Genomic DNA, 13,391 nt, shown 5'->3' on the forward strand with positions numbered 1-13,391 from the left:
GTAGGTCGTAGGTCGTAGGTCGTGGGTGCGGGGTGGTGAGCGCAGCAACGGCTTAACCGATTCACGTAAGGCGGTACAGTACGTCCGATCGAGCGTGAGACTTGACGCTTAACCGGTTAACTGATTCCATTCGTCTCCGAACCGAGTGTGTCCCGCCGCCGTCCCGCCGGTTCGGATGTCAACGATGTCAACGACGACATGGTGAGGTAGACGTGGTCAAGCGATGGGCTTTGGTCGTGGTGGCGGTGCTGCTCGCGTCGTTGCTGAGCACCCCGGCGGCGTCGGCCGCGAACGGGTTCTACGTCGGCAACGGGCGGTTGTACGACGCGAACGGCAGCGAGTTCGTGATGCGTGGGGTCAACCACGCGCACGCCTGGTACCCCGATCGGACGACGCAGGCGCTCAAGGACGTCAAGGCGCTGGGCGCCAACAGCGTGCGGGTCGTGCTGAGCACGGGCGCGCGCTGGACGTGGACCAGCACCTCGACGGTCTCCTCGATCGTCTCGCAGTGCAAGGCCAACAAGCTGGTGTGCGTGCTCGAAGCGCACGACACCACCGGCTACGGCGAGCAGGGCGGTGCGGTGACGCTGAACCAGGCCGTGGACTACTGGCTGGGCGTCAAGAGCGCGCTCGTCGGCCAGGAGAAGTACGTCATCATCAACATCGGCAACGAGCCGTACGGCAACAACAACTACGGCAACTGGACCAACGACACCCGCAACGCCATCTCGCGGCTGCGGTCCAACGGCTTCACCCACACGCTGATGGTGGACGCGCCCAACTGGGGTCAGGACTGGTCGAACACCATGCGCAACAACGCTTCCACGGTGTTCAACGCCGACTCCCAGCGCAACACCGTCTTCTCGATCCACATGTACGGCGTTTACGACACCGCGTCCGAGGTGACCTCGTACCTCACCGCGTTCGTCAACGCCCGGCTGCCGATCGTGATCGGCGAGTTCGGCGACAACCACTCCGACGGCAACCCCGACGAGAACACGATCATGGCCACGGCCCAGTCGCAGCGCCTCGGCTACCTCGGCTGGTCGTGGAGCGGCAACGGCGGCGGTGTCGAGTACCTCGACATGGTCTCCGGCTTCAACCGCGCCAGCCTGACCAACTGGGGCAACCGCATCTTCAACGGCTCGAACGGCATCAGGTCGACGTCCCGGCAGGCCACCGTCTACTGAGGACAGAGCGCCGAACGGGGACAGGGGCGGGGACCGGGAGGTCGGTTCCCCGACCCGATCGTCAGATGGGGGAGGCGGTCTGTGCGCGTGGCCGGTGGTGGTCGTGATTGCGCTAGGTTGGCCGGGGTGGAGACGGGTGATGATGTGAGTCGGCGGTTCGCTGTGCTGATCCGCGGCCTGCCGGGCACGGGGAAGACGACGACGGCGGCCTTGCTGAGGGACGCGTTGCCCCCTTCGGTCCGGGTGTCGAACGATTCCGTCAGGTACATGGCGCACCCGCGCGACTTCACCGCCTTCACCCTGGAGGCGTCCGAACTCGCGTGCCTCGACCTCGCCCTGTCCTATTGCGACAGCGGGTTCCTGCCGGTCGTGGACGGGGTGTTCGAGGACGTCGACTTCCTGGCCGGCCAGGAGTTGCGCTTCGAACGGCGCGGTTACCGGCTCATCACGGTCTCGCTCGCCGCCGACGTCGAGGACCTGCTGCACCGCAATCGGCTCCGCGACCCGTTCCAGCGGGTGGACGAGGACCGGGTCCGCCGGTTGCACGCGGCGTTCCGGCCGGTCGGCGTGTCCCTCGGCATCCGCGGGAAGCTGCCCGAGGAGGTCTGCGACGACGTGCTCGACATCATCGAGCAGGCGCGGACCGACGTGCCGTCGGTCGAGGTGGGCGACCACGAGGTCGACGTGCTCTTCCTCCGCCACGGCGCGCCCGAGCACCCGCACGAGGTGCACCCGGACCCGTTCGCGACCGGGTTGTCCGCGCTCGGCCGGGCCGAGGCCGGCGTCGCCGCCGCCGCGGTCCGGAGGTTCGCGCCGGACGTCGTGCTCAGCTCGGACTTCGCGCCGGCCTGGGAGACCGCCCGACTGGTGACCGCCGGACTGGACGTGACGGTCGAGCGTTGCGAGGCGTTGCGGGAACGCGTCATCGGCGACAGCGACCTGGCGGACATCGCGCCGGACGAGTCCTGCGAAGCGGCTCGCCGGCGCGTGTGGTCGTTCTTCGACACACTGCCCGCGCGCTACGGCGGCAAGCGCGTCCTGGTCGTCGGCCACGCCGGGCCGCACTCGTGGTTGGTGGCACGGGCCGCCGGCGTGGACCTGAAGGGCGCGGACCTGAAGGGCGTGCGCCGGTTGCGCTGGGACACCGGCTGCTTCAGCCGGTTCACACTGTCGGCCGAGCAGACCCGGCTCGAGGCGATGAACCTGCCTCCCGTCGCGGTGGTCCCCGGCCGGCGGCTCGGCGCCGTCTGACGTGCGGGCACCCTCGTGCACGACCGTCGCGGGCGGGTGTCACGGTCGGTGGATGGTGAGGGTGGTCGGGCCCGTCACGCTCGCCACCCCGCCGATCAGGCACTGCGCGACGTTCGGCGTCACCAGGGTGATCACCTGCACCGCGCCGGCGGGCGCGAAACCACCGGAGGTGATCACGCCGGTGTTCGTCACCACGACCTGACCGGCCACGGCGTTGGAGGTGACGTTGTACTGGAACTCGCTGGGCGCCACCGTCCCGCCCCAGGTGAACGTGCGCAGCGCCGACCCGGAGTCGAACAGCACCAGGCAGGACGCGGTGAGGGTGAACTCCTCGGCGTACGTCGCGGTCACCGCGCCCGCGTTCGTGCACGTGGGGTAGACGCCGCTGACGGTGACGGTGACCGGCCGCGAGGTGAGGGTGAGCGGCGGGTCGAAGGTGGTGACCTCCGTGCCGACGCAGGTCTGCTCCACGGTCAGGGCGTGCGCGGGGACGGCGGACAAGCCGGCGGCCAGCACGGCGACCAGGGCGCAGTGGACGAGTCGTGACAGTCTCATGGTCGGACCTTCGCCACGGCCGCGCCGCCGTTAGCCGATCAAGGCGGGCACCACCCGCTCGACCGGACCGCCCACCCGAATGGCCGTCGGTCGAACGCACGATGTCGCTGTGCCGCACCGTCCCTACGTTCGGTTGATGACCAACGACTGGATCGGCAGACGGGCACTGCTGCGCGGGACGGTGGCGGCCGGCGTCATCACGGTGGTGGGCGCGGGCACGGCGAGTGCCGCTGTTCCGGGGTTCTACCACCCCTTCAGCGGCTACCCGATCACCGGCACCTGGCAGGACCACCTGAACAGCGGCTCGCTCGGTGGAATCGACTTCGGCATGGCCGTCGGCACCCGGCTGCCCGCGGCGGGCGGCGGCGTGGTGACCAACATCCCGTACAACGGCACGGGCGGCCACACCGTGACCATCCAGCACGACAACGGCTACCGCACCCAGTACCTGCACCTGTCCCAGTTCCTGCTGGCCAACGGCACGCGGGTGGGCATGGGCGGTGTCGTCGGGCTGTCCGGCGGCGCGGTCGGCGCACCGGGGTCGGGCTCGTCCACCGGGCCGCACCTGCACTGGCACATGATCAACCCGAGCGGCACGCGCATCAACCCGCTGCTCTACGTCGGCGGTGGCGGCGGCTCCGGGTTGCCGAAGACGACCACCGAGCAGGACGGCGTCCCCGGCCCGGTGATGTGGAAGCGGGCGCAGAACTGGCTGCGCCTCGAACAGGGGTACACCGGGCCGATCGACGGCGTGCCGGGGCCGAACACCTACGCGGCGTTGCAGCGGGCGATGCGGGCTTACGGGTACGGGGGTCCGATCGACGGTGCGCCCGGTGCGAACACGTGGGCGGCGGTGCAGCGGTTGGCGGCGCGGTGGGGCTACGCGGGCCCGATCGACGGGGTGATGGGCCCGAACTCGTGGCGGGGCTTCGCCCGCTTCCTCAACCAGGACAAGTACGACTGAACCGCCGGTGACGCGGGGACCCCGCCGGACGGGGTCCCCGCGCCGGATCAGGCGTTCGGGTCGAACGGGATGCCGCTCGGCTTCGCCTGCGCGAGGTTGTAGTTGAACGCGCTGTCCTTGATGGCCAGGCTCGCGCTGCCGAAGTTCGCGTTCACCAGGATGTCGCGGATGCCGGCGGGGAAGCGGTCCCAGCTGACCAGGTCCGGGTACTGCCACGCGCCGTAGTGGTTCTCCGGCTGCTCGCTCGCGCTCGCGAGGCGGAAGCAGTGCGTGCTCAGGCCGTCCTTGTGGTAGACGATCTTGGGGTGCGTGCCCTCCCAGGCGACCTGGGAGCGCGGGTAGGTCGAGTACTTGCCGTGGGCGGACGTGGAGACGTACTGGGCCTGGTCGCCGCTGACCCACACGACCACGTGCTCGATGTCGTGGCGGTGGCCGCAGCAGTCGATGCCCGGCACGGCCTGGTCCTTCTCGAAGTACAGGTCGTAGAGGTAGGCGCACCAGTTGTTGTTGCACTTGGAGCGCGAGTACGAGTTCGTGTTGTCCAGGTCGGACTGGTCGCGGCACTGCCCGTTGAGGGCGCCGGAGTTCTTCAGCCCGGTGGCGACCGCACCGGACGGCGAGATCGCCGGCGTCGGGTAGCAGCCGTCGGTGTCGTAGTCGAACGCCGGCTGCCACTTGCCGTCCTCGGCGGCGTGGTTCGCGGGCAGGGCCTGCGGCGGCTCGGCCCACGCGGCTCCGGGCAGGAGCACCGCGAGCAGGGTCGCGCCCACCAACGCGCTCAGCAGTCTCACGGCGGTCCGTCGAGCGCGCGAAAGGGCGGGGGTGCGTGCCGAGGCGTGGGCAGGATTGCGGGAGAGGGTGCGGCTAGCGGTGCGGGGAAGGGTGTGAGCGGTGCGGGACGGGTCGGTCAGCTGGGCGGTCACGACGACCATGCCCTCCATCCGGTGTCGAGTGGCACGGCGGCGGAGCGGCCGGTGTCGCGGAGATCATCGGCCGGCACCGAGGTTCCCGGCAGGGGCGTGACGTCGTCAACCCGCCGATGGTCGCACCGAAGCGAACAGGGGGCGAACATCGGCGGACCCGGGTGGCGGAGGCCGGCACCCGGGCCGCGACCTCGGTCGGCGGGTCGTCAGTGGAGCGGGTCGTCAGTCGGGCAGGTCGTCAGGTGAACGGGCCGTCAGGTGAACGGGCCGTCAGTCGAAGGGATCGTCAGTTGAACGGGTTGTCGTAGAACGCGCCGCCGAAGACCGGGGTGGCGGTCGAGCCCGAGAAGTGGAGCCCTTCGTAGACCAGCCCGATGTTCTGCACGACCCCGGCGTACGGCACGTCGACGTTGACCACGCCGGACATGCCGTGCCCGCCGCCGCAGACCGCCGGCCGGTAGCCGTCGTGGTGGGAGTACCACTGGTGGAAGGCGCCGTTGACGTTGACCGTGAGCTTCGTGCTCGTGTAGCTGGACTGGCGGCACAGCGTCAGGTCCAGCCGGTAGAGCGAGTTGCCGTCGTCGAACCGGACCGAGCCGACCAATCGGCCGACCAGCGTGGTGTAACCGCCCGAGGAACCGCTGAGCTGGATGTCCACCGGTTGTGCGGGACCGTAGGTCGCCTGAGCGGGGGTGGCCGTCAACGAGACGCCGAGGACCACGGCGGAGGTGAGGGCGAAGAGGGTGGTCAGGTGTCTGCGCAAGCCGCTGCTCCGAGACATGCGAGCACTCCTAGTGTTCGGGGTGGGCCGCGCTCGTCACCGTGAACGCGGCGGCGGATGGTGGTTGGGGCTTGGAGCAGGGTGAACGCCGAACCGGCGGCTCACCAGCCGCTGTCCAGGCGCAACTGTGAAGTTGGCCTGTTCGCGGCAGCGGTGTGCCACCACCGGGAGCCCGAGGCGCTCGCACGAGTGGACCGGGTTGCGGAACGTTGCGCAAAAGCGCGTCGCGGAAGGGGCGGTTATTCGCGTCGGCGATGGAATGCCGCGGTGCCGGTGCCGGTGCCGGTGCGGGTGCGGGTGCGCCGACGTGCGGGTCCGGGTTCGTCAGCTCTGGTCGAGCAGCGGCAGGGTGAGCCGGAAGCGCGCGCCTTCGCCGAGGGTCGTGGCCAGCTCGACGTCGCCGTCGTGCGCGCGGGCGAGGGAGCGGGCGATGGCCAGGCCCAGCCCGGCGTTCGCGCCGCCCGTGCGGTGGCGCGAGTGGTCGGCTCGGTAGAAGCGGTCGAAGACGCGCGCCGCCTGCTCGGCAGCCAGGCCGGGGCCCTCGTCGGCCACTTCCAGCACGGCGCGGCCGTCCGCCGTGCCGACGCGGATGCGGACGGCGGTGCCCGGCGGGGTGTGCGTGGCGGCGTTGCCGACCAGGTTGGCGACCACCTGGCGCAGGCGGTCCTCGTCGGCGTGCACCGGGGCCGGGCCGGGCGGTGCGGCGCCGTCGAGGCCGGTGAGCTCGACCGCCCGGGACGGGTCGAGGGCGCGCAGGTCGTGCCGGGCGTCGTTGGCCAGGGTGCGCAGGTCCATCGGGGTGCGGTCGAGCTGGCCCTCGGGCGCCTCGTCGAGCCGGGCGAGCAGCAGCAGGCCCTCGGTGAGGGCGGTGAGCCGGGTGGCCTCGCGGTCGATCCGGCGCATCGCCTCGTCCACGTCGGCGCGACCGGGCATCGCGCCCATCCGGTAGAGCTCCGTCGAGCCCTTGATGCCGAACAGCGGTGTGCGCAGCTCGTGGCTGACGTCCGACAGGAACGCGCGCATCCGGGTCTGCACCGCGGCCCGGTCGGCGAAGGCCTGTTCGAGCTGGCCGAGCATGGTGTTGAGCGACGCCGCGAGGTGTCCCACCTCCGTGGTCGGCGCGGCGAGGACGGGCACGCGTCGGGTGAGGTCGCCGTCGGCGATGGCGGCGGCGGTGTGCTCGATCCGGCGCAGCGGGCGCAGGCCGCGGCCGAGCGCGAACCAGCCGACCGCCGTCAGCAGCACGAGCAGCACGGCGCCGCTGACCAGGCTGGTGGCCCGGAGCCGGGCGACGGTGGCGTCGGCCTCGGCGAGCGGCGCGGCGGCGATCACCGTCCCGCCCCAGCCGGTGGTCGGCCGGGCGACGGCCCGCCACCGCGTCGAGCCGGACGCGGCACGCAGGTCGACGGCGTCGCCGCCGGCAGGGACGGTGCGCAGCCCGTCCCGCGAGGGTGCCGTCGCGAGGTCCAGCCCGCTGGTGTGCAGGCCGCCCGCCACCTCGCCGTCCTCGTCCAGGTACACCAGGTACGGCGTGCCGACCAGGTCGAGGGCGGGGTCGACGAGTTCGGGGTGGCGACCGGGGGCCGCGGCGCCGGGCGGCCCGGTGGTCGACACGCCGGAGACGATCGCGGCGAGCGAGCGCAGCTGGTCGTCGATCCGGGCGAGCTGGTAGCGCTCCAGCTGGTCGGAGACGACCGCGCCGATGAGGCCCAACCCGGCCAGCAGCAGGCCCGAGGTGAGCAGCAGGAGCCTGGCCCGCAGCGAGAACCGGCCCAGCAGCCGCCTCACCCCGTCGGCTCCCGCATCACGTAGCCGACGCCGTGCACGGTGTGGATCAGCTTGGGGTCCTCGACGTCGACCTTGCGCCGCAGGTAGGAGATGTAGGTGTCGACGATGCCCGCGTCGCCGCCGAAGTCGTAGCGCCACACCCGGTCGAGGATCTGGGGCTTGGACACCACGCGCCCGGCGTTCTCCATCAGGTAGCGCAGGAGCCGGAACTCGGTGGGCGAGACGCGGACGGCCCGGCCCGACCGCGTCACCTGGTGCCCCTCGGCGTCGAGCGCGAGCGCGCCCACGGTCAGCACGCCGGCCTGGTGACCCGAGGTGCGGCGCAGGATCGCGCGGATCCGGGCGATCAGCTCCTCCAGGTCGAACGGCTTGGTCACGTAGTCGTCCGCGCCGAGGGACAGCCCGGTGACCTTGTCGGCCTGGCGGTCCCGCGCGGTGAGGAACAGGACCGGCACCGGACCGCGCCGGCCCTCCGCGCGCCGCTCGCGCAGCCGCCGGACCACCTCGAACCCGTCCACGTCCGGCAGCATCACGTCGAGCAGCACGAGGTCGGGCGGCTCCGCGACGGCCGCGGCGAGCGCCTCCGCGCCGGTCGCCGCGGACGTCACCCGGAACCCGGCGAACCTCAGCGTCGCGGACAGCAGCTCGCGCACGGTGGCCTCGTCGTCCACCACCAGCAGTGTCATCGCCCGACCCGGTCCGTCCACGCCGGCCAGGATACGGACGCCACCCTGAGGACACCGTCGACGAGCAGGCTGCCCGAGAAGCCCGCCGCCGCGCCGGCCGCGATCCCGAGGCCCAGCGCGACCAGGGGGTCCGCCGCCAACCGCGCGTCCAGGACGGGGAAGGAGAACCCGAACGCGCCGACGCCCAGTTCCACCGACACCCGCGACAGCAGCGCCGACACGCCGAGCGCCGCTCCCACCACCGGCGCGAGCCGGAGCGCGAGGCGCGCGGCACGACGCGGCGGCGTGCCGTCGCGACCACGGGACAGGGCGGCGACGACACCGAGGCCCAGCAGCACGACGACCGCGACCCACGTCAGCGGCCCACCTGGAGCCGGCGGCCCGACCCGTCCAGGACGCACGACAGCGCGCCGTCCGAGGTCACCGCCCACGGCACGCCCAGCCCGAGCGACACCGCGCCCGACACCACCAGCGGCAGCACGAGCAGCACGGCGCCGGCCGCCGCCGCGCCGGCGAACACCCACGCGCCGACCAGGCACACGACGGTGAGCGCGGCGGCCGTCCACAGCACGCCCCGCACCGCCACCCGGAAGCGCGCGACCGCCCGGAACCGCGCGACCAGCAGGCACACCCCGACGACCACGAGCACCCAGCCCAGCGCGCCCGCCAACGCGGGCCAGACCGGCACGGCGAACCCGGCGCCGAGCGCGTCGACGGACCCACCCCGGCCGAACGGCCCCATCGCCGGGATCCCGCACACGGCCGCCCCGGACCCACCGCCCGTCACGCCTCCCGGCAGCGTCACCGCGCCCCTGGCCGACCACGCCACGGCGGCGAGCCCCGCCGGGAACGCCACGGCCGCCGCCGCGCCGCGGGCGGGCAGACCGTCCCGACGCCGCAGCAGCAGCCACCCGAGCACCACCGCGCCCGCCAGCGAGACGCCCAGCGGCATCACCGCGACGCCACCCCGCACGGTGAACGGCAGGTCACCCGCCGGAACCGCGCCGACCTCCGCCGAGCCGCCCACGGCCAGCGCGACCACGGCCGCCGTCAGCCCGCCGAACCCGCCGATCCGGTCGGCGTCGAGCAGGGACAACCCGGCCGCCGCGACACCCGCCATGGCGGCCAGGGCCGCGACCGCCGCCACCACGCCCCGGCCGACCTCCTTCGGCGTGCCCATCACACGTCACGCCGGTGGAAGAGGGCGAACGCGGCGACCAGCACGGCGGCGACGCCGAGGCACATCCCGCCCAGGTTCAGCCAGGGGTGCGGGTAGGCGGGGTCCGGCACCGTCGCGAGCACCGCGACGGCTCCCTTGCTCGGCCAGAAGTCGAACAGGCCCTGGAGCCACGACGGGAACAGGCCCGACAGCGCGGGCACCAGGAACACGATCCCCACCAGCGTGGCGAGCGCGCCCGCCGTGGCCCGCGTGATCGCGCCGAGACCGACCGCCAGCAGCGCGATCACCGCGAGGTAGAGCCCACCGCCCGTCACCGCGGGGAGCACGCCGGGATCGCTGAGCCCCGCGTGGGGCGCGCCCCGCCCGGCGAGCACCGCCTGGCCGAGCAGGAAGGCGGCGAACATCAGCGACTGGCCCGCCACCGCGGCGACGGCGGTCGCCACCGCCACCTTGGCCGCCAGCAGCCGGCGCCTGCGCGGCGTGGCGGCCAGCGACGTCCGCACCAGGCCGGCCGCGTACTCCGAGGTGACGACCAGGATGCCGAGCACACCGATGATCAGCTGGGCGACGACGTACGTGGTCAGGCTGAGCTCGGTCGGATCCCACGCGAGCCGTTCCGCGGCGGACGCGCCGCCGTGCTCCGCGCCCGCCGCGCTCATCGAGAGGAACGTGATGCCGAGCCCCACCGCGAACAGGCACGCCAGCGTGTGCCAGGTGGAACGCAGGCTGCGGAGCTTGACCCACTCCGCGCGCAGGGCGTGGCCGAACCCCGCCCGCGTCACGGGCCGGCTCACGCCGCCGCTCCCTGGAACTCGACGCTGTCCGCGGTCAGCGCCATGAACGCGTCCTCGAGCGAGGGCCGCTGCGGTGTGAGCTCGCTGAGCGCGATGCGGTGGTAGGCGGCGAGCTTGCCGATCTCCTCGCTCGTCAGCCCGGAGACGACCAGCGAGGACTCGACCCCGTCCCGCACGGTGGCGCCGGACGCGGTCAGCCGCAGCGCGAACGCGGCCGGTTCGGACGTGCGGACGAGCACGCCGCCCTGGCCGTGGTCGCGCAGGAACTCGTCCACGCCGGTGTCCGCGACGAGCCGGCCGCGACCGATGACGACCAGGTGGTCGGCGGTCTGCGCCATCTCGCTCATGAGGTGGCTGGAGACGAGCACCGCGCGCCCCTCGCGGGCCAGGGACCGCATGAGGTCCCGGATCCAGCGGATGCCCTCGGGGTCGAGCCCGTTCACCGGTTCGTCGAAGATCAGCACGCGCGGGTCGCCCAGCAGCGCCGCCGCGATGCCGAGCCGCTGCCTCATGCCGAGCGAGAACCCGCCCGCCCGCTTGCCCGCCACGCCTTCGAGCCCGGTGCGGGCGAGCACCTCGTCGACCCGCCGCCGGGGCAGGCCGTTGCTCAGGGCGAGCGCCAGCAGGTGGTCGTGCGCCTTGCGGGCGCCGTGCACGGCCCCCGCGTCGAGCAGCGCGCCGACCTCGGTCAGCGGCACGGGCAGGTCGCGGTAACGGCGCCCGCCGACCGTGGCGGAACCGCTCGTGGGCGCGGCCAGACCCAGGATCACCTTCATGGTCGTGGACTTGCCCGCGCCGTTCGGCCCGAGGAACCCGGTCACCTGACCCGCCTCGACGGTGAACGACAGGTCGTCCACCACGGTGTCGGGCCCGTAGCGCTTGGTCAGGTTCCGCACGTCGATCATCGTCATGGGACCGAGCCTGGCGCGCCGGCCTGACCGATCCCGGTGTGCTCCTGGGAGAACCCTGGGAATCCGCCGCCCCCGACCCGGCACCGCGCACTACCGGGCCGGCGCACTCACAGGGAACGCGCGGGTTCGGGGTCGCTCGTCGGTGACCCGGCATCGCGACGGCCGACCCGCAGGGGACACCCGGACCCGGGTCGTCGGCGTGCCGCGCGCCGACGACCCGGGCCGGTGGTACTCATGCGAGCGAGAGCCGCGGGTTGTTGATGTCCATCCACACGCCGAAGTCGATGGCCCGCTCCATCCCCAGCCGGGTCGTGCGCTGGACCGCGTCCGCGTCCTGGTCGCTCGCGTCCTCCAGCCACTTCCGGTTCACCAGTTCGAACACGCCGTGGTCCTTGCGGGACAGCAGGTCCTTGCACTGGGCCTGCAACTGCCGCACGTAGTACGGGTCCTGGGTCGACGGGTAGGGGCTCTTCACCCGCCAGGCGACCGACTCCGGCAGCAGGTGCTTGACCGCGCCGCGCAGCAGGCTCTTCTCCCGGCCGTCGTAGTGCTTGAACGACCAGGGCGCGTTGTAGACGTACTCGACCAGCCGGTGGTCGCAGAACGGCACCCGCACCTCGAGCCCGACCGCCATGCTCAACCGGTCCTTGCGGTCGAGCAGGAACCGCAGGAACCGGGTCAGGTGCAGGTTGATCATGATCCGCATCCGGTACTCGTGGTCGTCCTCGTCGTCACCCCGCTTCACGTCGCCCACCGCGGTGTCGTACTGGTCGCGCCGGAACTCCTCCAGCTCCAGCTCGTCGAGCAACGGCTGGTTCAGCCCGTGGCCGTCCTTGTCGAGCGGGCCGATGTTGAACGCGATCCAGGGGAACGCGCGGGCCTTCTGCACGTCGGGGCTGTGCATGTGCCGGTACCCGCCGAAGATCTCGTCGGCCGACTCGCCGGACAGGGCCACGGTCGACCGCTTCCGGATCTCCTTGAACAGCAGGTACAGCGACAGGTCCATGTCCCCGAGGGTGATCGGCACGTCCCGCGCGGTCAGCACGGCCCGGCGGACCTCGGGATCGGCCAGCGTCTTCGGGTCGAGCACGAGGTCGGCGTGCTCGGAGCCGACGTGGTCCGCCACGTCGTGCACGTACTGGGTGTCCGCGGTGTCGTGGAACTCGTTGGGCGTGAAGTTCTCGGCCTGGCCGATGAAGTCGACCGAGAACGTCCGCACCCGCTCGTCGCCCATGTGGGCCGCGGCCAGCGCGGTGAGGGTGCTGGAGTCGAGGCCACCGGACAGCAGCAGGCAGCGCGGCACGTCCGCGACGAGCTGCCGCCGCACGGTGTCGTCCAGCAGTTCGTGGACGCGCCCGACGGTGGTCTCCAGGTCGTCCTCGTGCGCGCGGGTCTCGAGCCGCCAGTAGGTGCGCTCGCGCACGCCGTCGACGTCGACCGTGACGACCGTGCCGGGCTCGACCTGGCGCATGCCCGCCCAGATGGCGTGGCCGGGCGTGAAGACGAACGCCAGCGACTCCCGCAGCCCGTCGGCGTCGACCACCCGCTTGGCGATCGGGTTGGCCAGGATCGCCTTCGGCTCCGAACCGAACAGGATCCCGTCGGGTGTCCGGTAGTAGTAGAGCGGTTTGATGCCGAGCCGGTCGCGGATCATGACCAGCTTGCGGTCCCGCGCGTCCCAGATCGCGAACGCGTACATGCCGTTGAGCCGGTCGGCCAGCGCCGCGCCCCAGCGCAGGTACCCCCGTAACACGACCTCGGTGTCGCTCGACGTCGTGAACCGCTCACCCAGCTTGGCCAGCTCGTCGCGCAGTTCGACGAAGTTGTAGGCCTCGCCGCTGTAGACCAGCGACACCTCGCCGTTCGGCGTCCGCACCGACATCGGCTGGGCGCCGCCGGGAAGGTCGATCACGGCCAGCCTCCGGTGCCCGAGGGCGGCGTGCCGATCGACCCACGTGCCGTGGGCGTCCGGGCCGCGACAGGCCATCGTCCCGGTCATCGCTTCGAGCGTCTCGCTCTCCCGGGTGAGGTCGCGATCGAACGAGACCCAGCCGGTGATTCCGCACATCCGTGTTCCTCCTGTGGTGTTCCGGAGAGATTCGGCAATCCCGCGCCGTCGACCCGAGCGGCCACGGCTGCGCGAAGACCGCCTCGCGACGGTTCAAGGCACCCCGGACGCGCAGCTCCGCCCATCACGACGACGGCCTCGGCGCACCGGGAGATGCTCGGGTGACCTGCTCGTGAGCGGCCTGATACCCCCGTCCGGCCCCTCTCGCACGAGCTGTCTCAACATACATTTTTTACGGAATAGAAGCTCGTGCGTTCGACGGCAAACCCGTAGGGACGGAGAAATTCGCGGTGAGCTCGA

Annotated in this window: 13 protein-coding genes; 3 read left to right on the top strand and 10 right to left on the bottom strand. The window is 72.2% G+C overall.

The annotated features are described in order from the left end of the window. Positions 1-212 precede the first annotated feature (212 nt). The gene (locus tag ACQPYE_RS15410) at positions 213-1,190 is read left to right on the top strand and encodes a cellulase family glycosylhydrolase (protein ID WP_498721913.1); all 978 of its coding nucleotides are present in this window, start codon (positions 213-215) and stop codon (positions 1,188-1,190) included. Positions 1,191-1,352: 162 nt separating this feature from the next. After that, complete coding sequence (locus tag ACQPYE_RS15415; RefSeq protein ID WP_498722917.1) at positions 1,353-2,441, top strand: histidine phosphatase family protein; 1,089 nt, start codon at positions 1,353-1,355, stop codon at positions 2,439-2,441. A 39-nt stretch (positions 2,442-2,480) separates the two neighbouring features. Here ACQPYE_RS15415 and ACQPYE_RS15420 read toward each other — a convergent pair whose 3' ends face one another. Beyond that, complete coding sequence (locus tag ACQPYE_RS15420; protein ID WP_498721914.1) at positions 2,481-2,996, bottom strand: hypothetical protein; 516 nt, start codon at positions 2,994-2,996, stop codon at positions 2,481-2,483. A 136-nt stretch (positions 2,997-3,132) separates the two neighbouring features. Here ACQPYE_RS15420 and ACQPYE_RS15425 point away from each other — a divergent pair, with 136 nt between their 5' ends. Continuing rightward, positions 3,133-3,960 (top strand): peptidoglycan DD-metalloendopeptidase family protein, encoded by an 828-nt coding sequence (locus ACQPYE_RS15425; protein WP_498721916.1) that lies wholly within the window; start codon positions 3,133-3,135, stop codon positions 3,958-3,960. Positions 3,961-4,007: 47 nt separating this feature from the next. On the opposite strand, the gene ACQPYE_RS15430 is transcribed toward ACQPYE_RS15425, so the two are convergent. From ACQPYE_RS15430 to asnB, 9 genes are all read right to left on the bottom strand, one after another. Then, on the bottom strand, positions 4,008-4,751 hold the full coding sequence (locus ACQPYE_RS15430) for an NPP1 family protein (protein WP_498721917.1): 744 nt from the start codon (positions 4,749-4,751) through the stop codon (positions 4,008-4,010). 418 nt (positions 4,752-5,169) lie between these two features. Beyond that, on the bottom strand, positions 5,170-5,664 hold the full coding sequence (locus ACQPYE_RS15435) for a hypothetical protein (RefSeq protein ID WP_498721920.1): 495 nt from the start codon (positions 5,662-5,664) through the stop codon (positions 5,170-5,172). Positions 5,665-5,988: 324 nt separating this feature from the next. Beyond that, entirely contained in the window at positions 5,989-7,452 is a 1,464-nt protein-coding gene (locus ACQPYE_RS15440; protein WP_498721922.1) for a sensor histidine kinase, read from the bottom strand. Continuing rightward, positions 7,449-8,138 (bottom strand): response regulator transcription factor, encoded by a 690-nt coding sequence (locus tag ACQPYE_RS15445; protein ID WP_498722918.1) that lies wholly within the window; start codon positions 8,136-8,138, stop codon positions 7,449-7,451. Before ACQPYE_RS15445 ends, ACQPYE_RS15440 begins: the two co-directional genes overlap by 4 nt. Continuing rightward, positions 8,135-8,539, bottom strand: coding sequence for a hypothetical protein (locus ACQPYE_RS15450; RefSeq protein ID WP_498721923.1), 405 nt, complete (start codon positions 8,537-8,539; stop codon positions 8,135-8,137). The genes ACQPYE_RS15445 and ACQPYE_RS15450 overlap by 4 nt, the downstream gene beginning before the upstream one ends. Beyond that, a complete protein-coding gene (locus ACQPYE_RS15455; protein ID WP_498721924.1) occupies positions 8,494-9,318 on the bottom strand; it encodes a streptophobe family protein in 825 nt (274 codons plus the stop codon). Before ACQPYE_RS15455 ends, ACQPYE_RS15450 begins: the two co-directional genes overlap by 46 nt. Next, positions 9,318-10,112, bottom strand: coding sequence for an ABC transporter permease (locus ACQPYE_RS15460; protein WP_498721926.1), 795 nt, complete (start codon positions 10,110-10,112; stop codon positions 9,318-9,320). The genes ACQPYE_RS15455 and ACQPYE_RS15460 overlap by 1 nt, the downstream gene beginning before the upstream one ends. Then, entirely contained in the window at positions 10,109-11,017 is a 909-nt protein-coding gene (locus ACQPYE_RS15465) for an ABC transporter ATP-binding protein (RefSeq protein WP_498722919.1), read from the bottom strand. The genes ACQPYE_RS15460 and ACQPYE_RS15465 overlap by 4 nt, the downstream gene beginning before the upstream one ends. Before the next feature lie 238 nt (positions 11,018-11,255). Further along, entirely contained in the window at positions 11,256-13,091 is a 1,836-nt protein-coding gene (gene asnB / locus ACQPYE_RS15470; protein WP_498721927.1) for an asparagine synthase (glutamine-hydrolyzing), read from the bottom strand. Positions 13,092-13,391 lie beyond the last annotated feature (300 nt).

It is taken from the genome of Actinosynnema sp. CA-299493 (genome assembly GCF_050946825.1).
Taxonomy (GTDB): Bacteria; Actinomycetota; Actinomycetes; order Mycobacteriales; family Pseudonocardiaceae; genus Actinosynnema.